The organism is Arthrobacter sp. 260 (genome assembly GCF_013116745.1).
GTDB lineage: Bacteria > Actinomycetota > Actinomycetes > Actinomycetales > Micrococcaceae > Arthrobacter_D.
Genome location: NZ_JABFOE010000010.1, coordinates 14,873 through 35,999, shown reverse-complemented (window position 1 = coordinate 35,999; position 21,127 = coordinate 14,873). Strand labels below are relative to the sequence as shown.

19 protein-coding genes and 1 tRNA gene are annotated in these 21,127 nt (G+C 66.5%); 14 read left to right on the top strand and 6 right to left on the bottom strand.

Annotated elements, in window-relative coordinates:
* Window positions 1-6: 6 nt before the first annotated feature.
* The gene (locus HMI57_RS12270) at window positions 7-852 is read right to left on the bottom strand and encodes an SGNH/GDSL hydrolase family protein (RefSeq protein ID WP_171586300.1); all 846 of its coding nucleotides are present in this window, start codon (window positions 850-852) and stop codon (window positions 7-9) included.
* Between the two features lie 62 nt (window positions 853-914).
* Here HMI57_RS12270 and HMI57_RS12265 point away from each other — a divergent pair, with 62 nt between their 5' ends.
* Window positions 915-1,622 carry an alpha/beta hydrolase-fold protein gene (locus tag HMI57_RS12265; RefSeq protein ID WP_171586299.1) on the top strand — a complete coding sequence of 236 codons (708 nt, stop codon included), beginning with the start codon at window positions 915-917 and terminating at the stop codon, window positions 1,620-1,622.
* Window positions 1,623-1,631: 9 nt separating this feature from the next.
* Here the strand turns inward: HMI57_RS12265 and HMI57_RS12260 are convergent, their stop codons facing one another.
* Window positions 1,632-1,877 carry an RNA-binding S4 domain-containing protein gene (locus HMI57_RS12260; protein ID WP_171586298.1) on the bottom strand — a complete coding sequence of 82 codons (246 nt, stop codon included), beginning with the start codon at window positions 1,875-1,877 and terminating at the stop codon, window positions 1,632-1,634.
* A gap of 91 nt (window positions 1,878-1,968) precedes the next feature.
* Between HMI57_RS12260 and HMI57_RS12255 the strand changes: the two genes are divergently transcribed.
* The 3 genes from HMI57_RS12255 to HMI57_RS12245 all read left to right on the top strand — a co-directional run bounded on the left by HMI57_RS12255 (window position 1,969) and on the right by HMI57_RS12245 (window position 5,437).
* Complete coding sequence (locus HMI57_RS12255; protein ID WP_171586297.1) at window positions 1,969-2,937, top strand: DMT family transporter; 969 nt, start codon at window positions 1,969-1,971, stop codon at window positions 2,935-2,937.
* A 188-nt stretch (window positions 2,938-3,125) separates the two neighbouring features.
* Window positions 3,126-4,514 (top strand): glycine--tRNA ligase, encoded by a 1,389-nt coding sequence (locus HMI57_RS12250; protein ID WP_171586296.1) that lies wholly within the window; start codon window positions 3,126-3,128, stop codon window positions 4,512-4,514.
* A complete protein-coding gene (locus HMI57_RS12245) occupies window positions 4,514-5,437 on the top strand; it encodes a GNAT family N-acetyltransferase (protein WP_171586295.1) in 924 nt (307 codons plus the stop codon). The genes HMI57_RS12250 and HMI57_RS12245 overlap by 1 nt, the downstream gene beginning before the upstream one ends.
* Before the next feature lie 8 nt (window positions 5,438-5,445).
* Here HMI57_RS12245 and HMI57_RS12240 read toward each other — a convergent pair whose 3' ends face one another.
* From HMI57_RS12240 to HMI57_RS12230, 3 genes are read right to left on the bottom strand one after another with little or no spacing between them, the layout of a single operon-like run.
* Window positions 5,446-6,285, bottom strand: coding sequence for a lysophospholipid acyltransferase family protein (locus tag HMI57_RS12240; RefSeq protein ID WP_171586294.1), 840 nt, complete (start codon window positions 6,283-6,285; stop codon window positions 5,446-5,448).
* Window positions 6,282-7,112 (bottom strand): DUF1295 domain-containing protein, encoded by an 831-nt coding sequence (locus tag HMI57_RS12235; protein WP_171586293.1) that lies wholly within the window; start codon window positions 7,110-7,112, stop codon window positions 6,282-6,284. The genes HMI57_RS12240 and HMI57_RS12235 overlap by 4 nt, the downstream gene beginning before the upstream one ends.
* 50 nt (window positions 7,113-7,162) lie before the next feature.
* Window positions 7,163-7,915 carry an alpha/beta fold hydrolase gene (locus HMI57_RS12230; RefSeq protein WP_171586292.1) on the bottom strand — a complete coding sequence of 251 codons (753 nt, stop codon included), beginning with the start codon at window positions 7,913-7,915 and terminating at the stop codon, window positions 7,163-7,165.
* A gap of 155 nt (window positions 7,916-8,070) precedes the next feature.
* On the opposite strand from HMI57_RS12230, the gene HMI57_RS12225 reads away from it, so the two are divergent.
* The 6 genes from HMI57_RS12225 to HMI57_RS12200 all read left to right on the top strand — a co-directional run bounded on the left by HMI57_RS12225 (window position 8,071) and on the right by HMI57_RS12200 (window position 15,735).
* Entirely contained in the window at window positions 8,071-9,420 is a 1,350-nt protein-coding gene (locus tag HMI57_RS12225) for a YibE/F family protein (RefSeq protein WP_318779151.1), read from the top strand.
* 85 nt (window positions 9,421-9,505) lie between these two features.
* Entirely contained in the window at window positions 9,506-10,702 is a 1,197-nt protein-coding gene (gene dusB / locus HMI57_RS12220) for a tRNA dihydrouridine synthase DusB (RefSeq protein ID WP_171586394.1), read from the top strand.
* 7 nt (window positions 10,703-10,709) lie between these two features.
* Window positions 10,710-11,993: a deoxyguanosinetriphosphate triphosphohydrolase gene (locus HMI57_RS12215; RefSeq protein ID WP_225667951.1), complete on the top strand. Its 1,284-nt coding sequence runs from the start codon at window positions 10,710-10,712 to the stop codon at window positions 11,991-11,993.
* 105 nt (window positions 11,994-12,098) lie between these two features.
* Entirely contained in the window at window positions 12,099-14,048 is a 1,950-nt protein-coding gene (gene dnaG, locus HMI57_RS12210) for a DNA primase (protein ID WP_171586290.1), read from the top strand.
* A 55-nt stretch (window positions 14,049-14,103) separates the two neighbouring features.
* Window positions 14,104-14,179, top strand: a tRNA-Asn gene (locus HMI57_RS12205).
* Window positions 14,180-14,265: 86 nt separating this feature from the next.
* Window positions 14,266-15,735, top strand: coding sequence for an SDR family oxidoreductase (locus HMI57_RS12200; RefSeq protein ID WP_171586289.1), 1,470 nt, complete (start codon window positions 14,266-14,268; stop codon window positions 15,733-15,735).
* A 97-nt stretch (window positions 15,736-15,832) separates the two neighbouring features.
* Here HMI57_RS12200 and HMI57_RS12195 read toward each other — a convergent pair whose 3' ends face one another.
* Window positions 15,833-17,053, bottom strand: coding sequence for a multidrug effflux MFS transporter (locus tag HMI57_RS12195; protein ID WP_171586288.1), 1,221 nt, complete (start codon window positions 17,051-17,053; stop codon window positions 15,833-15,835).
* A gap of 325 nt (window positions 17,054-17,378) precedes the next feature.
* On the opposite strand from HMI57_RS12195, the gene HMI57_RS12190 reads away from it, so the two are divergent.
* The 4 genes from HMI57_RS12190 (at window position 17,379) to HMI57_RS12175 (ending at window position 21,104) form a co-directional block, all read left to right on the top strand.
* Window positions 17,379-18,182, top strand: coding sequence for a phage holin family protein (locus tag HMI57_RS12190; protein WP_171586287.1), 804 nt, complete (start codon window positions 17,379-17,381; stop codon window positions 18,180-18,182).
* Window positions 18,183-18,256: 74 nt separating this feature from the next.
* The gene (locus HMI57_RS12185) at window positions 18,257-18,904 is read left to right on the top strand and encodes a CDP-alcohol phosphatidyltransferase family protein (RefSeq protein WP_318779150.1); all 648 of its coding nucleotides are present in this window, start codon (window positions 18,257-18,259) and stop codon (window positions 18,902-18,904) included.
* 51 nt (window positions 18,905-18,955) lie between these two features.
* Window positions 18,956-19,849: a DMT family transporter gene (locus HMI57_RS12180; protein WP_171586286.1), complete on the top strand. Its 894-nt coding sequence runs from the start codon at window positions 18,956-18,958 to the stop codon at window positions 19,847-19,849.
* Between the two features lie 58 nt (window positions 19,850-19,907).
* Window positions 19,908-21,104 (top strand): glycosyltransferase, encoded by a 1,197-nt coding sequence (locus HMI57_RS12175; protein ID WP_171586285.1) that lies wholly within the window; start codon window positions 19,908-19,910, stop codon window positions 21,102-21,104.
* Window positions 21,105-21,127 lie beyond the last annotated feature (23 nt).

The following is a 21,127-nucleotide window of genomic DNA, read 5'->3' as shown; positions in this document are numbered from 1 at the left end:
CCGGTCCTAGCCGCCAGCGCCGGGCGGCATCCCCGGACCAAAAATGGGTGCGGCGTCGGGACGCTTCGCCAGCACGCCGTCACCTGAGGACTGGCGGCGGAGCCGGCGCAGCACCCAGGGGACGAAGTACACCTTCGCCCAGACGAGGTCCTCGGTGCGTGCCGCCCGCCAGCTCTTGTGAGGCAGGGGCTGCGGCTCCAGCGGTGTCAGGGAGTGCGGCACGGCGAGGGTCTCCAGCACCATCATTGCGATCGTGTGGTGGCCCAGTGGGGAGAAATGCAGCCGGTCCCCGTCCCACATCTGCGGGTTGACCAGCTGGCGCAGCGCCCACATGTCGGCGATCAGCGCGTCGTGGCGCGCCGCGATGATCCGCAGGTTCTCGTTGAAGATGGCGGTCCGGGACCTGAAGTTTCCCAGCACCGACTCGCGGGCGTCCGGTCCGGTGAACAGCACGACGGTCGCGTGGTCAGCGCTGAGCTGTTCGACGGCGCTATCGAGTCGTTCGGCGAGCCGGTCGGGGTCGCCGCCCGGACGGATCAGATCGTTGCCGCCGGCTGAAATGGTGATCAGGTCCGGCCGCAACGCCAGTGCGGGCTCCACCTGCTGGTCCACAATCTGGTGCAGGAGCCGCCCGCGCACCGCGAGGTTGGCGTACGCGAAGTCCTCACGGCTTCTGGCGAGTTCCTCGGCCACCCGGTCGGCCCAGCCCCGGTTGCCGCCGACGCTCTCGGGGTTCGGATCCCCAATGCCCTCGGTGAACGAATCACCAAGGGCGACGTAACGCGTCCAGGGATGCGGGGTGGGGTTCCCGGCGGGATGGGGTTCCGGTGGCAGGTACAGGTTCCGGTTCATCTTCCTATCCTGTAGCAGTCTCCGGCTGGGTGCCACCGTCGGGCGCATGCCAGAATACTTCAATGACACTTTCGGATATCCCCAGCACATCAGCCGCGCAAGCCACCGGGCCTGCCTGGGATCCGGTAGTCCTGTGGTCCCGTCCCGAAGAGGAGAGGCAGGGGACCGCCCTGCTGGTGATGTTCCACGGACACCTTGCCAATGAGGAAGACCTGATGGGCCTGGTGGACCACCTGCCCGCCGACCTGACCGTCGCCTCCGTCCGGGCCCCCCACGCCCAGGGACCCGGATTCACCTGGTTCCCCCTCAGCCAGGACACCGGGTACTCGGTGGACCTGGTCACCGATTCGGTCGCGCGGGTGGCCACCTGGCTGGATTCGGTGAAGTCGGCGCACTCGAGCGTGTCCCTACTCGGCTTCTCCATGGGGATGGCCGTCGCCACCACCCTGCTGCGCCACCGGCCACGCGACTTCACCACCGTCGTCGGCCTGTCAGGCTTCGCAGTCCCCGCCGACGGGAGCGACTTCTTCCACGACGACGACGTCGCAGCCCACCCGGTGCCCCTGTTCTGGGGCCGGGACCAGGATGACCCGGTGATCACCGGGGACCGGATCGAGTACACCCACCGCTGGGCGGTTGCCCACACCAACCTCACGAAGGTGCTGTACGCGGGGATCGGGCACAGCATCAGCGTCAGGGAACTGGCTCACGTCAAGGAGTTCCTCGACCTGACGGTGTTCGGGATCGAACCGCAGCCCAGCCGCGGGTAGTTTCTGGTCTCAGGCGCGCGTGATGGTCACTGAAACGCCGTTGACGGTCACCACGTCGCCGGGGTGCAGTTGGGCACCACGGCGTTCCTCGATGGCCCCGTTGACCTTCACCAGGCCATGATCGACCAGTTCCTTGGCTTGCGTGCCGTCCTCGGCAAGATTCGCCAGCTTCAGGAGCTGGCCCAACCGGATCATGTCATCCGAGATCTGGATGGTGTCAGCAGCGGTGGGGTCGACGTCGCGGGATTTGCTCATGAATCCATTCTGCCTTGCCGGGTGTCCTCCAGCTGGCCAGTATGTGACATCTGCATCCTGCGGACGGGCCACGCTGCCATAGGATCAATGGGTGTCACACCACCCCCGGCTTCCCCTCGTCCCTGGCCTGCTTCTCGCTGTCGGGGCTGGCGTCGCCATCCCGCTGCAGGGCAGAATCAACGGAGCCCTCGGGACCGAGCTGGCCGACGGGGCCGCGGCAGCGCTCGTCAGTTTCAGCACGGGGCTGGTTCTCATGGTGATCATCACCTGCGCCCTGCCCCGGGGCAGGGCAGGTTTCCGCCAGATCGCCCCGGCAGTCCGGGAACGGCGCTTCCCGCCCATCTACCTCGCCGCCGGGACCGTCGGTGCCTTCTTCGTCTTCTCCCAGTCCCTGACCATCGGCGTCCTGGGTGTGGCGTTATTCACAGTCGCAGCGGTGATGGGGCAGACACTCAGCGGCCTGCTCGCTGACCGGGCCGGCATTGGCCCGGCGGGAAAGCGGCCGCTGACCCTGATGCGGCTGATCGGTACCGCGCTCGCCGTCGCCTCGGTGGTGTGGGCGGTATCGCCGCGCTTTGGCGCCTCCGGCGACGTTCAGTCCTGGCTGATCCCCGTTCTGCTCCCGGTCGCTGCCGGGTTCCTGATCAGCTTCCAGCAGGCCATGAATGGCACCGCTGCCGTCCACTACGGGACGCCGATCACCGCCACCCTCCTGAATTTCGTCTCAGGCACCTCGGTTCTGCTGGTCGCCTGGCTGATCAAGGTGCTGGTGGCCGGACCGGGAGAGGCGCTGCCCACCGAGTGGTGGTACTACCTGGGTGGGCCCCTCGGATGCATCTTCATCGGGCTCGGCGCGGTCCTGGTCCGGAGCCTCGGCGTGCTCCTGACTGGGTTGGGAATGATCGCTGGACAACTGGTCGGATCGCTGGTCCTTGACCTGGTGTTCCCCACCCCGGGAACCGTTGTCGAAGTGGCGACGGTAGCCGGCCCCCTCCTGACCCTCGTGGCCATCGTGCTGACCACACTGCCGTGGCCCCGGCGCGCGCTGCGCTTCCGCTGACCCGTACCCCGGCCCCGCACCCCGGCCGGGTGCAGGTAACTCTGCGCTGGGACGCCGGTCCGGCCGCCTCGGTAGGCTAGGGTTGTACCTTCGATTCGCGCAGGCCGCAGCCCATTCCTGGGCCGTCTGAGACCTGCCGGGCACCACCACGGACCGCACCCAGCGGCCTGTAGAAATGGAGAACCACCGTGGCCAAAAACCAGTCCGCACTCGACCCCATCATTTCTCTGGCGAAACGCCGCGGATTCGTCTTCCAGGCGGGGGAAATCTACGGCGGATCACGGTCGGCGTGGGACTATGGTCCGCTCGGGGCCGAGTTGAAGGAAAACATCAAGCGCCAGTGGTGGCAGTCGGTGGTCCGCGGCCGGGACGACGTCGTCGGCCTCGATTCCTCGGTGATCCTGCCCCGCAAGGTCTGGGAGGCCTCCGGCCACGTGGACGTCTTCAGCGATCCCCTGGTGGAGTGCCTGAGCTGCCACAAACGCTTCCGCGCCGACCACCTCGAGGAAGAGTACGAGGAGAAGAAGGGCCGGGCCCCCGAAAACGGCCTCAAGGACATTGCCTGCGCCAACTGCGGCACCCGCGGCGAATGGACCGAACCCCAGGAGTTCTCCGGCTTGCTGAAAACCTTCCTGGGCCCCGTCGCGAACGAGGAGGGGATGCACTACCTGCGGCCCGAGACCGCGCAGGGCATCTTCGTGAACTTCAACAACGTGCTCAACACGTCCCGGAAGAAGCCACCGTTTGGCATCGGCCAGATCGGCAAGAGCTTCCGCAACGAGATCACCCCGGGCAACTTCATCTTCCGTACCCGTGAGTTCGAGCAGATGGAGATGGAATTCTTCGTCGAGCCCGGCACCGACGACGAATGGCACGAGTACTGGATCAAGAACCGCCTCGACTGGTACACCGACCTGGGTATCAAGGCGGACAACCTGCGCCTGTTCGTCCACCCGCTGGAGAAGCTCAGCCACTACTCCAAGGGCACCACCGACATCGAATACCGGTTCGGCTTCCAGGGCTCCGAGTGGGGCGAGCTGGAAGGCATCGCCAACCGCACCGACTTCGACCTCTCCACCCACTCGAAGCACTCGGGCACCGACCTGAGCTACTTCAACCAGGGCACCAACGAGCGGTACACCCCGTACGTGATCGAGCCCGCCGCCGGGCTGACCAGGTCCTTCATGGCGTTCCTGGTGGACGCCTACACCGAGGACGAGGCACCGAACTCCAAGGGCGGCGTCGACAAGCGCACCGTCCTGAAGCTTGACCCACGCCTGGCACCGGTCAAGGCCGCCGTCCTGCCGCTGAGCCGCAACGAGGACCTGTCCCCGAAGGCCAAGGATCTCGCGGCACAGTTGCGCCGGAACTGGAACATCGACTTCGACGACGCCGGCGCCATTGGCCGTCGTTACCGTCGCCAGGATGAGATCGGCACCCCGTTCTGCATCACCGTCGACTTCGACACGCTCGAGGACCAGGCCGTCACCATCCGCGAACGCGACACCATGGCGCAGGAACGCGTGTCACTGGACAAGGTCGAGGGCTACCTCGCCGCACGGCTGATCGGCTCCTGATGGCGCTGAACTACCGTGAGTGGCGCGACGGCGACGACCTGGAGCTCATCCAGCTCTGGGGAGGACCTGAGAACGCGCAGGTGGAACAGGCCAGAGCCCTGTTCAGGCCTTCCTCCAACACCCCGTGGCTGCGCTGCATCGTGGCTGAGGACATTGTGGGCAGCGACGCGGGGGTTCCCGTCGCCGCTGCGTACGTCTTCGAACCGAAGCTTCACAACCAGCGCCTGTGGGCGTACGTCGAGGTGGCAGCCGACCACCGGCGCGCTGGTGTCGGGTCCACCCTGCTCGCGATGCTGCGGAACGAGGCGGCCGGGTCGCCGTCGGGCGCCACAGCGCTGCGGGCCAAGGTGATTCCCGGTTCCACCGGCGGGGACTTCGCCCTCGCATCGGGGCTGGCACCGATCCAGCGCTCGCGCATCGTCCGGGTGGAACCCGGGGCGCTGGCGCTACCGGTCTTCGAGGACAACGATGGTCCGCAGCTGGATGAAGCGGCGACCGGGTCGGTGGAGCTGACCACGGCCGTCGCCGCCTGGTACAACGCGGTGCACGCCTGGGATCCGGCGGACATGACCCTGGGCCAGGCCCAGCAGTACCTGCTCGCCGACACCACGGGCGCCGGGGGAGCGGTGGTCCTCAGGGACAAGCCCCAGGCCGACGGCGGCAGGATCGCCGCGTTTGCGATCAGCTACACCCAGGCCCGGACCGACGATCCCGCCGACGTCCTGGTGGGGTACGACCCGACGCTGGCGCCCGCGGAGCAGGAAGCCGCAGTGGCGTCACTGCTCGCGATGCTGGTGCACCAGTTCCCGGTGCTCGTGGAGGTGGACGATTCGATGACCGCCCTGGTCAACGTGATCGACCCGCTCCTGGCGATGGGGACCGCGAGCGTGAGCGCCCCCGAGACGCTGGTCGTCAGCGACTAACTGGAGCTCTACTGGCGCTCGTGCCGGCCGGTCGCCTTGTCGTGCGCGTCAGCGGCGATGCGCTCCTCCTCGGTCATGGCGCCACCGCCGAGGTGGGCCGGCTGCCACCAGGCACCGGGCTCCGGAACCATTGGGAAGCTGGCGATGCCGCGGTCGATGCCGTCCTGCAGTTCGGCGCGCAGCTGCTCAGTCTCGATGACGACGTCGGCATCGGCGCCGTGCCGGATCGGCTTGCTGATGTGGACCCGGACGGGTGCGCGGAACACGGTCTTCAGGGACAGCTTGTGGCCCCGGCTCATCAGGCGGTGGGACCCCCACACCGAGATCGGGATGATGGGCACCCCTGCCTCCGCAGCGAGGCGCACCGCGCCGGTCTTCAGTTCCCGCACGGTGTAGCTGCGACTGACGCCGGCCTCCGGCAGGATGGCCACGTACTCGCCGGCCTTCAGTTTCTCGAGCGCACCCTGGTAGGCGGCGCTCCCGGCACTGCGGTCAACGATCACGTGACCAGCCGCACGGATGGCGGGGCCGGCAAACCAGTGCGACCCCGCGCCCTTGGTGATGAGGAACCGCATCTGGGCGCGGGCGTGCCGCCACAGCACCAGCTCCGCGAAGGCGAAGTCGAGGTACCCGAAATGGGTGATGGCGACTACCGCACCCTGACCCGGTACCGGGCGGCGTGACCTGCCGTTCAACGGCCCCGGCGGCAGCAGGTTCTCCTCGCCGGTGACGATCACGCGGATGCGGAACACGAACCGCAGCGCCTGCCCGGTGTGCACGATCATCCGGTAGAAGCGGTCGTTGGGCTGGGGCTGCCAGCGCCCGATCTTCTCAGTGAGTCGACTCATGATGATGCACCTCGTCCGGGTTTGGGGGGAAGGGGGAATAAGCCGCTGGTGTTCTCGATGTACTCCCGGTAGCCGGGTCGGGTGCTGAGCCGCTTTTCAGTCAGCGGCTTGCCGGTCTTGTTGGACAGGGTCCAGAACATCAGGGCCGGGGAGAGAATGGTCAGGACGCCGGGCCACGAGTCGGCGGCGACCAGGAAGAGGCCCACCCACACCGCAGCGTCCCCGAAGTAGTTCGGATGACGGGTGTAGCGCCAGAGGCCCTTGTCCATCACCGTGCCCTTGTTCGCCGGGTTACCCCTGAACGCGGCCATCTGGTAGTCACCGACGGTCTCGAAGAAGAAGCCGACCAGCCAGATCACCGCTCCCACCCACGCCAGCCAGCCCAGGGGCCCGGTCGAGTACATGGCCACCTGAACGGGCAGGGAGACGAAGAGCATGACGACGCCCTGCGTCAGATAGATCTTGCGCAGTGCGTAGGCGTTACGGGAGCCCGGCGCATCACTGAGCATGTCCTCGTAGCGCGGGTCCTCGGCACCGTCGCGGGCACGCCATCCGATGAATCCGGCCAGGCGCAGCCCCCAGGCGGCGGTGAGGATGAGCATCAGAACGCGGCGGCCGTCGTCGCCCGCTGACCCTCCGGCCACGTCGGCCGACGTGAAGAAGGTGATGGCCGCAATCACCACAAAGCCGAGCCCCCACGCCGTATCGATCACCGAGTGGCGCTTCTGGATTTGTGCCAGGGCGAAGGTGGCGGCCAGCAGCACGACGACGCCGAGCGTCGCCCAGCCGAAACCGGCAGCAAAGCTGAGGAAGGGGAAGTCAGGCATCGTTCACCTTTGGTGGATGGAGTGGAACATACCGGTTAGGTAGTCGCGGCCTAGACCGAGATGGCCAGTGGCTGGTCGCTGGCCAACAGGTCACGAGCCGGGAGGGTGCCGGCCGGTGGCACTGACGCGCCCGTGTCGTCCATGAAGGCTTTCAGCACAAAGGAGGCGGTGAGCTCGTGCCAGAGCCGGGCTTTCGTGACCATGAAGTGCCCGGCGTTGGTGACCGTGACATAGTGCAACTCCTTGGCCAGCCCCTGCGCCCGCTGGGCGTAACGGTACGACTGCCGCTGGGAGGTCCACCGGTCCTGGTTGCCGTGCAGGATCAGCACCCGCCTACCGTCGACGGGATCTGCGGGGGTAGTGTCGCTGAGCCAGGGGGCGAGGGACACCACTGCACGCACCTGCGGGTCGTCGGCGACGCAGAGGGCCACCAGTCCGCCCATCGAATGGCCGACCAGATAGATGGGAACCCCTGGATGGCGGTCGCGAATCGCGTCCAGAGCCCAGCGGGCATCGTGCAGGGGCGACATCTCCTGGCCGTTCCACCCCCTGACGCTGTTGCGCAGGGACCACACTTCCAGGCCGTGACGCTTGCCGCGGCGATGGATCAGCGCGGCGAAAGGCACCATCCGCACCGGGCTCAGGTGGCGGGCGCGTACCGGTTCGAAGCTGTTCGCACGGCCGCCATGCAACACCAGTGCGACGCCGGTGACCGGGCCGGAGCCCTTACGGACGGTGATGACCGGGGCATGCGCGACGGTTCCCGCGGGAACCTCGCTTGATTCACTGAACCGCTCTTTCATCTGTCCTTTTCCGCCTACCGCTGTAGGTAACTCATCCTGGTAATAGCTTATGTCCCGAACCGTGCGCTGGATCCCCGGGGAGGGGCCCCGCGTAGAATTCCGAAGGGCACCGAACAGGTGCTCTTTTTCGACCATCTTGGACAGCTAGGAACTTCGTGGGCCACAGTCACAGTCAGGACACTGGGAATTCGGAGCTGAGCGCCTCAACGATTGGTGCCCGACGGCGGGCGAACCTGCTGCTCTCAGCGATCCTCGTGCCCCTCGGCATCCTGACGGTGATCGGCATGATCCTGCTGTGGCCCAGCGGGGACCGCAGCGACGTTACCGTCGCGAATCCCTACGCCACCGCCGACGGCGTCACCATTGATACGGGGGAGGTCCAGCGGATCTCCCTGGAGGACTGTCCGTCCTCCCAACCCACCGTCGACGCTGGCGGCGTCGCCCAGCAGTGCCAGGTCGCCTACACCCTGCCCGACGCTGGCGGGGCGGAGGTTCCGGTCGAGGTCACCCCCGAACTGGCCCGGGCCAACGCCGTCGAGCCCGGTGACCGGATCCGCTTCCTGAACCTGGACGGGGTCATCCAGGGCGGAAGCGCCCCCTACATCTTCATCGACTTCGTCAGGACCATCCCGATGATCTGGCTCGCCGTCCTCTACGCGGTGGTGGTGGTCGCCGTCGCCCGGTGGCGTGGACTGCGGGCGATGATCGGCCTGGTCGGCGCCCTGATCGTCCTGGGCCAGTTCATCTTGCCGGGACTGGTGGAAGGCAAACCGCCGCTGCTGCTCGCGCTGGTCGGGTCGGTGGTGATCATGATCGGGGTCCTCTACTTCGCCCACGGCTTCTCCGCCAGGACCTCCACTGCCCTGCTGGGGACCCTCTTCGGTTTGTCCATCACGGCGCTCCTCGCCGCGTGGGCCACCGAATCGATCTACCTGTTCGGGGTGGGGGACGAGAACGCCTACGCGCTGGTCAACGCCTCCGGTAGCGTCTCCATCTCGGGCATCATCATGTGCGGGCTGATCATCTCCGGGCTGGGAGTCCTCAACGATGTGACCATCACCCAGTCCTCGGCGGTGTGGGAGCTGTACGAGCTGGCCCCGAACACCTCGGCCAGGAGGCTATTCGCCGGGGCAATGAGGATTGGCCGCGACCACATCGCCTCCACCGTCTACACCATTGCGTTCGCCTACGCCGGGGCAGCGCTTCCGCTGCTGATCCTGGTCTCGCTGTACGAGCGGACAGTCCTGGAGAACCTCACGAGCGGGGAGCTCGCGGAGGAGGTGGTCCGCACCCTGGTGGGCTCCATCGGCCTGGTGCTCGCGATTCCCGCCACCACCCTGATCGCCGTCCTGGTGGTCAAGGCAGTGGGAATTACCCGGTCGGCGGGGCACGACGACGACGGGCAGCGGCCCGCGGCGCTCGCCGCCGAGAGTGCCGCAGCCGGGCCGGTCAGCGGGAACCCGCCGTCGGATACCCGCCGTGCCCGGCGGGATCGAAGCGACTGACCCGGGCCCTGGCGCGCCGGGTGAACCAAACGCTTCCCGATTTGCCTCAGCTTGCGACAATGGACTGGTGACTGTTGTATCAACCCTGCCCGGCGTAGCCGAGGCCTCCGCCCCCGGCCCATCAGCTGAAACCCGACTCGATCTGCCCCCGCTGCAGCTCGGGAACATCACCGTGAAGACCCCAGTGGTCCTCGCGCCGATGGCCGGGATCACCAACACCGCGTTCCGCCGGCTGTGCCGCGAATACGGTGGCGGTCTGTACGTCTCCGAAATGGTGACCTCCCGTGCCCTGGTGGAACGCAACCCCGAGTCCCTGCGGATCATCTCGCACGACGACGACGAAGCGGTCCGCTCAGTCCAGCTCTACGGCGTCGACCCGGTCACGGTGGGCGCCGCGGTCAGGATCCTGGTCGAAGAAGACCGCGCCGACCACATCGACCTGAACTTCGGCTGCCCCGTCCCGAAGGTCACCCGGAAGGGTGGCGGTGCGGCGCTGCCGTGGAAGCTTGACCTGTTCACCGGCATCGTCCAGACAGCGGTCCGTGAAGCCTCGAAGGGTGACATTCCGCTGACCATCAAGATGCGCAAGGGGATCGACGAGGATCACCTCACGTTCCGCGAGGCGGGGAAGATCGCCCGCGACAGCGGCGTTGCCGCCGTGGCACTGCACGGTCGCACCGCTTCCCAGTTCTACTCCGGCAAGGCCGACTGGAATGCCATCGCCGAACTCCGCGAGGCGCTCCCGGACATCCCGGTGCTCGGCAACGGCGACATCTGGTCGGCGGAGGACGCCATCCGGATGGTGCGGCAGACCGGCGTCGACGGCGTCGTCATCGGGCGTGGCTGCCAGGGCAGGCCGTGGCTGTTCGGTGACCTGATGAACGCGTTCGAGGGGGACAGCAGCAGGCACCAGCCCGGCCTCGGGCAGGTCGCCGACACCGTCTACCGGCACGCCGAACTGCTGGTCGACACCTTCGGCAACGAGATGATGGCCCTGCGGGACATCCGCAAGCACATGGCCTGGTACTTCAAGGGCTACGTGGTCGGCGGGGAGCTCCGCGCCAAACTGGCCGCCGTCCCCACCCTTGAGGTGTTGCGTGAACTGCTGGCCGAGCTCGACGCCGCGTCCCCTTACCCGGGTGCTGACGCCGAAGGCCCCCGGGGCCGCGCCGGCAGCCCCAAGAAGACCTCACTGCCGCAGGACTGGCTTACCTCACGGGCACTGAACGATGCGCAGCAGGCGGACATCTCCGCCGCGGAAGTGGATGTCTCAGGTGGCTGAGTCCGGAATGAGCTTCCCGAACGCGCCGGTCACCCCCGGCTACACCGACTCCGACATGCAGCGGTGGGTCGACGAGCCCGCCAAAAGCACCCACCGGTCCCACTTCGAGCGAGACCGTGCCCGGGTGCTGCACTCCTCAGCGCTGCGGCGCCTCGGGGCGAAGACCCAGGTGGTGGCCCCCGATACCGACGACTTTGTCCGCACCCGCCTGACCCACAGCCTCGAGGTCGCCCAGGTGGGCCGCGAACTGGGCCGTGCGCTGGGTTGCGACCCGGACATTGTCGACGCCGCCTGTCTGGCACACGACCTCGGCCATCCGCCCTTCGGGCACAACGGTGAATCGACGCTCAACGACCTCGCGCACTCCGTCGGCGGGTTCGAGGGCAACGCCCAGACCCTGCGCCTGCTCACCCGGCTTGAGCCGAAGGTGATCCGCGCCGACGGCACCCCGGCGGGCCTCAACCTCACCCGTGCCAGCCTCGACGCCGCCGCCAAGTACCCGTGGACCGCCGCCAACGCCCCGGTCCGGCACGGGCAGCGCACCTCCAAGTTCGGGGCCTACGAGGACGACCTGCCGGTCTTCGACTGGCTCCGTCAGGGCGCCCCGGCCGGTCAGTCCTGCCTTGAGGCCCAGGTCATGGACCTGGCCGACGACATCTCTTACTCGGTGCACGACGTCGAGGACGCCATCGTCGCCGGACACTTCCAGCTGAAGCAGATGGACAACTCCGACACGCGGGCCCGGGTGGTCGGCTACACCCAGCAGTGGTACCTCCCGGACAGCGACGCCGCAGCCATCGACGCCGCCCTCGCCCGGCTGGAAGCGACCGACATGTGGGTCCGCGACGCGGATGGCAGCAGGCGGTCGATGGCCGCGCTGAAGAACATGACCAGCCAGCTGATCGGGCGGTTCTGCCTGAGTGCCCTCGCCGCCACCCGCGCCATCTACGGGCACGACCCGCTCACCCGGTACCACGCGGAAATGGTGGTGCCCGAGGACACGGAACTGGAAATCGCGGTCATGAAGGGGCTGGCCACCACCTTCGTGATGACCACCGAACGGCGCCAGCCGGTCTACGAACGCCAGCGGGAGGTCCTCAGCTCCCTGGTCGCCCAGATGGCCGCGGCCGGGGACAGGTTCCTGGAACCGACCTTCGCTGCGGACTGGAAGGACGCGCCCGACGACGACGCCCGGCTCCGGGTGGTCATCGACCAGGTGGCCTCGCTCACTGACGCCTCCGCGCTGGCCCTCCACCGGCGCGCCGTCGGACCCGTTCCGTCCCTCTGGTAGCCCCGGCCCCTCCCGATACCCGGTCCCGTGGCGTGCAGCGGGACTGGTCCTGCACAGGCGTTGCCCGCGCGCCCGGACCCCACCGCTGACGCATAGACTGTTTTCATGGCCGGACTCATCAAGCGCGAAGACATCGATGAGGTACGCCAACGCACTGACATCAAGGAAATCGTCGACGGCTACGTCACCCTGAAGTCCGCCGGCGTGGGCTCCTACAAGGGACTGTGCCCCTTCCACGACGAGCGTTCGCCGTCGTTCCACGTCCGCCCCCAGATGGGCTCCTACCACTGCTTCGGCTGCGGTGAGGGCGGCGACGTCATCTCGTTCGTCCAGAAGATGGACCACACCTCCTTCTCCGAAACGGTCGAGAAGCTCGCCTCCCGGATCGGGTTCGAGCTGCGGTACGAGGACGGCGGGACCGGCCCGCGGCGGGAAGACATCGGGAGGCGCCAGCGGATGCTGGACGCCCACAAGATCGCCGCCGAGTTCTACCGCGACCAACTGCTCACCCAGGGTGCTGCTGCAGGGCGCCGGTTCCTGCAGGACCGCGGCTTTGACCGGGCGGCCGCCGAACTGTTCGGGGTGGGCTACGCACCGCAGGGCTGGGACGGACTCCTCACCCACCTGACCGGCAAGGGCTTCACCCAGGACGAACTGAAGCTCACCGGCATGTTCAGCGTGTCCTCCAACAACGCCGGGCGCATCTACGACAGGTTCCGCGGCCGCCTGATCTGGCCGATCCGCGACATCACCGGCGACACCGTCGGCTTCGGGGCCAGGAAGCTCTACGAGGAGGACCAGGGGCCCAAATACCTCAACACCCCCGAAACCTCGCTCTACCGCAAGTCCCAGGTGCTCTACGGCATCGACCTGGCCAAGCGGGAAATCGCCAAGACCCGTCAGCTCGTGGTGGTCGAGGGCTACACCGACGTGATGGCCTGCCACCTCGCCGGGGTGGGGACCGCCGTCGCGACCTGCGGCACCGCGTTCGGGGCCGACCACATCAAGATCGCCCGCCGGCTGCTGTCCGACGACGGCTCCGGCGGCGAAGTGGTCTTCACCTTCGACGGTGACGCCGCCGGGCAGAAAGCCGCCCTGCGCGCCTTCGAGGAGGACCAGCGGTTCGTCGCGCAGACCTACGTCGCCGTCGAGCCCAGCGGCGCCGATCCCTGCGAGCTCCGCCAGACGAAGGGCGACGACGCCGTCCGCGGGCTGATCTCGTCGCGGCGGCCCCTGTTCGAGTTCGCCATCAAGGCCTCCTTCGGCAACTACGACCTCTCTACCGGCGAGGGGCAGGTCAACGCCCTGCGGCACGCCGCCCCGATCGTCGCGCGCATCCGCGACGTCTCGCTGCGGTCCATCTACACCCGCGAGCTGTCCCGGTGGCTCGGAATGCAGTTCGTCGGCGAGGATCAGGTGGCCCGTGCGGTGGCGACCGCCGCCCGCAAGGGGACAGGGGTGAGCAGTGGCCCTGGCACGGGATCTGGTGCAGCGTCCCGCGAGGGGACAGCGCCGTCGTCGTCCGCCGGATCCAGCGAGGGCACCGCCGACGCCGCAGGTGGCGAGGGCGACGCCCAGCACTTCCCCCGCCCGGATCCGATGGACCCCATCGGCCGGATGGAGCGCGAGGTCCTTGAGGTGGTGCTGCAGTACCCGAACCTGTTGGAACCGGTGCACTGGGAGCGGTTTGCCGAGTCGGGGTTCTCTGAGCGTGTCTACGGGGTGCTGAAGGACGCTGTGCAGGCCGCGGGCGCCGCGGGGGTGGATCCTGCCCAGTGGGTGGAACGGGTCCGGCAGGAGGTCCCTGAGGTGCTGCGCGGGCTGGTCACCGAGCTGGCGGTCACCCCGCTGCCGTCGAAGGCCGAAGACGCACTGGCACTGTACTGCCGGGACATTGTGAACCGACTCTTCGAGCTGCGTATCACGCGGCTCAAGGCCGAGATGCAGGGGAGACTGCAGCGCGTCGACGCTGCTGCCGACCCCGAGCAGTACGTCCAACTGCAGCGTGACCTGCTGGCGCTGGAGATGCGGCGCCGCCAGCTGCGCTCCGACTGATTTCCGGCCAATTTCACTTACCCGCACTTGGTATGTAAAGTTGTATCTGCTGCTTTCCTCCGTAGCTCAATTGGCAGAGCATTCGACTGTTAATCGAAGGGTTACTGGTTCAAGTCCAGTCGGAGGAGCCACCAAACCCCTTCCCACCAGCTTCGTGCTGGCGGGGAGGGGTTTTCTTTTGTCGTGAGTCACCCGGCGTGGGGCGTATTCTGAGGAAATGGAACAAGACAGCAAACTGATCTTAGTCACCGGCGCTACCGGGTACATCGGTGGCCGGCTGGTCTCCCGTCTGGTCGCTGAAGGCCACACCGTCCGTGTGCTGGTGCGCTCCCCGCAGAAGCTCAAGGATGTTCCCTGGACCTCCTCGGTGGAAGTCGTGGAGGGCGACCTCGAGGATGAGGAATCACTCAGGAAGGCCTGCGAGGGTGTCGACACCCTCTACTACCTGGTCCACTCGATGGGCACCGGTAAAGGTTTCGAGACCAAAGAGTCCAAGATCGCCTCACTGGTTTCCAGCGCCGCGACGACGGCCGGCGTGATACGGATGGTCTACCTGGGCGGGCTGCACCCCGCGAACGTGAAACTGTCCACCCACATGCGCTCCCGCGAGGAAGTGGGGCGGATTCTGCTGGAATCCGGGACGCCGACCATCGCCTACCAGGCCGGAGTGGTGATCGGATCCGGTTCCGCGTCGTTCGAAATGATCAGGCACCTCTCCGACGTCCTCCCGGTCATGCCGGCACCCAAGTGGGTGCTGAACCGGATTGAGCCGATCGCGGTGCGCGACGTCCTGCACTACCTGCTCGGCGCGCTCACCCTCCCGACGGACCTGAACCGGACCTTCGACATCGGCTCGCGCAACGTGCTGTCCTATGCCGACATGATGAACCAGTACGCCGTCGAGGCGGGCCTGCCGCGGCGCAAGATCTTTGCCCTGCCCGTCCTGACCCCCCGCCTCGCAGGCCACTGGGTCAACCTGGTCACCCCCATCCCGCGGGTGATGGCCATGGCACTGATCGAGTCCCTGCAGCACGATGCGATCACCGCCGAGCACGACATCGACGACTACCTTCCCGCGCCCGACGGCGGCCTAACCGACTACCGCACAGCGGTGAGCCTGGCGCTGGGCAAGGAACGCGGGGGAGAGGTGGAAACCAGCTGGGCCGGGGCCTCACGGGTGGACACCGCAGCCGATCCGCTCCCCACCGACCCGGAATGGGCTGGCCACACGGTCTTCACCGACGTCCAGGTCTACCAGTCCAAGGCGTCACCCGACCGGCTCTGGAAGGTTATCGAGGGCATCGGCGGGGACAACGGCTGGTACTCCCTGCCCGTCGCCTGGGCCGCCCGTGGCTGGATGGACAAGCTGGTGGGCGGCGTCGGGCTGCGCCGCGGCCGGCGCCACACCGATCAGCTGCTGACCGGCGACCCGCTGGACTTCTGGCGGGTCGAGGAAATTGTCCGGGGTGAGCGGCTGCGCCTGCGCGCCGAGATGAAGCTCCCGGGCCGCGCCTGGCTGGAGATGTCGGTGCGCCCCGACGGCACCGGCAGCGAATACACCCAGCGCGCGGTGTTCTTCCCGAGGGGACTCGCTGGCCGGTTGTACTGGCTCGGCGTGCTCCCGTTCCACGGCACCATCTTCAAGTCGATGGCCCGCAACATTTCCAGCAAGGCCGAGCGGAGCTAAACCAAAACTACCCCTGCGCCGTCTGGCGCAGGGGTAGTTTGTTCTACTTCACGGATTGGCACTGCAGTTACCAGCTACTGCAGTTTGCGGTTACCAGCTACTGCAGGGCGGGGACGGTCCGGGGCCGGACCACCGTCCACAGGAACACCACTGCGGCGCCGATGCAGACCGCCATCACTCCACCCATGGTGGTCGCCGAGACACCGAGCAGGCCGACCACCGGGGAGATCGCACCCGCCAGACCGAAGGTGACGGCACCGAGGAGCGAGGCGGCGGTTCCGGCCTGGGCTCCGTGGTTGGCCAACGCCAGCACCTGCACGCAGGGGAACGTGAATCCAGCCGACATGATGTAGAACCAGAGCGGCACCATGATGCCCCACAGGCCGAACCCCAGCTGGGCGAAGAGCACGATGAGCAGCGACATCAGGAGCATCGACGCGGTGGAGTACACCATCACCCACTGGGGTCCGATCCGCCGCAGGACCCTGGCGCTGATCTGCACGCCTGCCACGATGCCGAGCGAGTTCACGGCGAACAGCAATCCGTACTGCTGCTCACTGAAGTTGTAGGTGCCCTGGAACAGGAACGGCGACGCCGACAGGTAGGAAAACAGTCCAGAGAAGTTCATGCCGCCCACCAGCAGGACGCCGATGAAGATCCTGTCGGTGAGCACCGCACGGTAACGCTGCAGTGCGGTGGCACCCGAGTTTCCCCGCCGGTCCGCTGGCAGCGTTTCGATGAGGAACACCCACGCAGCGATGATGACGAGCACCCCGTAGGCCGCGAGGAACCAGAAGATCCCCGGCCAGGGCATAACGAGCAGCAGCGACGATCCGATCACCGGCGCGAAGATGGGTGCCAACCCGTTGACGAGGGCCATGTAGGAAAGCATTCTCACCAGCGGGTATCCGCTGAACAGGTCGCGCAGCATCGCCATGGCGACCACGCCGCCTCCGGCAGCGCCGATGCCCTGCAGTACCCGGAAGACCATCAGCATGGTGATGTCCGTAGCCATTGCAGCGCCCAGGGAGGCCAGGATGTGGACGCTGGTCGCGAGAATCAGCGGGACCCGGCGCCCCACCTTGTCGCTGAGCGGGCCAACAATCAGCTGCCCGACGGCGAACCCCACAATCGTGCCGGTCAGGGTCAGCTGTACAGCTGCCTCGGTCACACCGAGATCGCTCTGCAGGGATGGAAACGCCGGCAGATACAGGTCGATGGTGAACGGGCCCAGGGCAGTGAGGGAGCCGAGGATCACTACATAGATCAGTTTTTGGCGCCGGGTCAGGGAATCTCCGGGGTGGGTCACGGTGCTCAACTGGTGCCTATCCGACCAAGGTCTTACCTTGCGTCACGGGTGGCCGGGAGGCCTCGAAGGATGGTGGTGGCGACTACCGCTGGGTTGGCGCGCTGAATCTCATCCAACAAAAAAGGGGGGGGAGGGACAACGGACCACGATGTCGCCTATACCATCTTAGGCTGGAACGCCCACCACCTGTCACTACCCTGTCACTAAGGGTGCTTGCTATTGACGTAGGCTTACGCAAGAGGCATTAGCCGGTCAATGGTAATTTTAGGAAAAGGTTTACGCAGCTTGCAGGTCCGCCGAGGCGGCCTGTTAGACGAGGGATGGAGGCAGAGCTATGGATAGCTCCGCTAGCGCACGAGGCACGGGAACTTCCAACAAGCCATCGGTCTTTGGGCTGATCAAGCTGCTGGCCAGGCTGACACCACGACAGTTCGGCGACGAATTCTCGATGGCGCTCGAGCAGATGAAACAGAAGGGCGTCAAGGCCGGGATCGCCGCGGCGTTCCTCGCGGTGGCGGTACTCTTCCTCGCCTTCCTCTCCGTCGCACTGATCGCCGCAGCGATCCTTGGCCTTTCCACCATCATGGACGGCTGGCTGGCCGCGCTGCTGGTTGCAGGACTGTTCCTGGTGGTCGTGGTCATCGCCGCACTGATCGGTGTCTCGCGATTCAAGAAGGCGCTGCCGTTGCTGCCCGAGGATGCCATTCGTGGCGTGCGCTACGACATCGGCGTGCTGCGCGAGGGGCGAAGCTTCGATCCCGCAACGCTCGACGTCACGAAGCCCAAGGAAGAAAAGGCCGACGACAAGCCCGAGGACAGCAAGCCCAAGGAGCCGACGCCGTCGTACGGCGAGCTGCGCCGCCGCTCCGGCACCCGCCGCGACCACCTGGCCGAGCTCCGCGACGAGCTGGGGCGTGGCCTCGATGTGAAGTCGCTCTGGAACCGCACCAAGGCTTCGGCCAAGACCGGGGCGGACCGTCTCTCGGAGCAGGCCCGCTCAGTGATCCCCGCACGCACCTCCGCCGACAGTGAGCCCTCGCACAACGTGAGCCTCGCCGACCGCTGGAAGCCGCTCTCGGTCGTGGCCGGCTCGGTGGCGGCGATTGTCGTCATGGTGAGGAAACTGGTCTCCCGCTAGCGGGCACCCGCCGCGGTCCCGGACTAAGCGTCCAGGACACCGCCTCTACCTGCATAATGGAGGTGGAGGGGATAGTGATCAGACTCATTGGGGCCGGGGCCAGACCGGGGCACGAGAACAACGAACTAACCACGTTCTGGACACTGCCCAATATCGTGACGGTAGTGCGGTTCCTGGGGGTTCCGCTCTTCGTCTACTTCATCGTGCAGAACGAAGACGCCCTTGCGGTGATCACCCTCGTCGTCCTCGGGTCGACCGACTGGATTGACGGGTACATCGCCCGCCGCTTCGACCAGGTGTCGACAGTGGGGAAATGGCTTGATCCGATTGCCGACCGCACCGCCCTGATCGTCATTGCCGTCACCTTCGTGGTCGATGGGATAGCGCCCGCCTGGCTGGTCTGGACCATCGTGATCCCCGATGCCATCCTCATCCTGAACGCGTTGATCCTGTTCCGGGGTCCGCTCCACCTCCCGGTCACCAACGTCGGCAAAATCCGTACCGCACTGTTGCTGATCGGTTCGCCGATGCTGCTGCTCCACCGGGTGCCGGGCTTCGACCTTGACTGGCTGATAGTGACAGCCCACATCCTGCTGTTTCTGGGCTGCGTGGGGCATCTCATCGCGTTCTACGGGTACTTCACCGCAGCGCACCGGAAGTATCGCTCGGAGGGTAGATCCGAAGGATCCTCCCGGGCTGGTGCGGCTGATGCCCCCCAGTAGCCTTCGCCGCACCCCGGTTCCCGGGCACCTCCGCCGCGTGAAAGTTGGCGCATGGTCTGGCTAGCCATCCTCCTCGCCCTCATCGGGGCCTGTTTCCTCGCCGTCGGGGCGCAGCGCCAGGGGAGCGCGGTGCGATCCAACACGGGTGGACTGTCCCTGAACTCGAAGGGATTCGTCCGGCTGCTGCGCAACCCACGCTGGGTCCTGGGACTGATCCTGCTGGTAATGGGGATGGCCCTGAACGTGGTTGCCCTCAGCATGGCCAGCCTCACCGTTGTGCAACCAATCGGCGCGATCGCGCTGGTCATCACCACAGTGGTCAATTCCAAGGACCAGGGCATCAGGCTCAACCGGGCCACCGTCGTCGCCATCGCTGCCTGCGTGAGCGGTAGTGCAGTATTTGTCCTGCTGGCCGTTAACGTCACCCGCGAAAACCATTCAGTACTCCCCGAGCAGGAACTCGTCACGGTGCTTCTGCTCGCCGTCGCCGTCGCCGTGTTTGGTTCGTTGGCGGTGATGTTCCGCCGGCGTCTTGGTGCCTTCGCCTACATCCTCGGTGCCGGAGTCCTCTTCGGGTTCGTGGCGGTCCTGACCAAGATTATCGCTACCCACCTGCTGGACCCCAACGGCCGGTTCCTCCTCAATGTGCCGCCCTACACGCTGATCGCCATCGCTGTGGCTGCGGCGCTCGGGTCCTGGTTTGTGCAGAGCGCCTACGCCACCGGCCCGCCCGACCTGGTCATTGCGGGGCTGACCGTGGTCGACCCTATTGTCGGCATCGCGATCGGCATTGTGATTCTTGGTGAGTTGGAACCCGACGTGGAATCAGTCATCGCAATTGCCATGGGGATGGCCGCTTTGGTTGCTATTGTGGGGGTCATTGCGTTGTCCCGCCATCATCCCGATGTGGTGCAGCGGCAAAAAGAACTACGACGCCGGCGCTAGCTGAGGCAGACTCCGCCCAGCGGCCCCAATCCGCCAGTAACCCACAGAGGAACCCACCGTGAGCCACCCGGCAGATAAATTACCGTTGACGATCCTGATTGCCGCAGAGACCTATCCGCCAAACATCAACGGCGCAGCCCAGTTCGGCTACCGGCTGGCAAAGGGAATGCATGCGCGCGGCCATGACGTCCACGTTCTGGCGCCCAGCACCCAGAACGGGAAAAGCTTCACCGAGGCCGACGGCGAGTGGCCGGTGCACCGGCTGAAGTCCCACGCCGTCCCCACTCACGACTACTGGCGAATCTGCCTCCCGTGGGAAATCAAACGGGATATCAGCATGCTCTTCGACCGGGTCCAGCCCGACGTCGTCCACATCCAGTGCCACTACATGGTGGGGGAGTACACCCTTTACGAAGCGGTCAAGCGCGGCATCCGTGTCGTTGCCACCAACCACTTCATGCCGGAGAACCTCAATCCGTTCCTGCCCTTCCCTGAGTGGTTCAAGAAGATCGTCGCCAAGAATTCCTGGCGCGACATGGGCAAGGTCATGGGCAAGGCGGCTGTTGTCACCACGCCGACCCCGCTCGCCGCGAAGGCGATGCACGAGCACGCGTTCCTGCGCAAGGTGGTCCCGCTGTCCAATGGCATCGACTCCGCGGCGTATGAGCTCAATCCCGGTGAAACGCTCGAACCCCAGGACTATCCGACTGTCCTTTTCGTGGGCCGGCTTGCCGAGGAAAAGCACGTCGATGTCCTGATCGATGCGGTAGCCAAAACGCCGCCGTCCCTCAATGTCCACCTCGAGATCGTGGGCGGCGGCGAGGTGAAGGCGGCTCTGCAGGCGCAGGTGGCGCGGCTGGGTCTCGGCGGGAGAGTGGTCTTCCGCGGTCTGATCACCGACGAGGAGCTGCGGCAGGCGTACCTGAGGGCCGCCATCTTCTGCCAGCCCGGTACCGCCGAACTCCAGTCGCTGGTGACCCTGGAGGCGATGTCCGCGTCAACCCCGGTACTGTTGGCCAACGCCATGGCCCTGCCGCACCTGGTGGACCACGGGGTGAACGGCTACCTGTTCACCCCCCACGACAGCGCCGAACTCGCGGATCGCATCACGCAGCTCCTGAGCCTGCCCTCGGATGACCTCGACCGGATGGGCAAGGCGAGCCGCTCGATGGTGGACGTGCACTCCCTGTCAGCCACCCTCGCGACGTTCGAGGGCTTGTACTACGGTGACTCGCTGGATTCCGAAGCGGTCTAGCGGCGGTTAGCCGGGACCTGGAG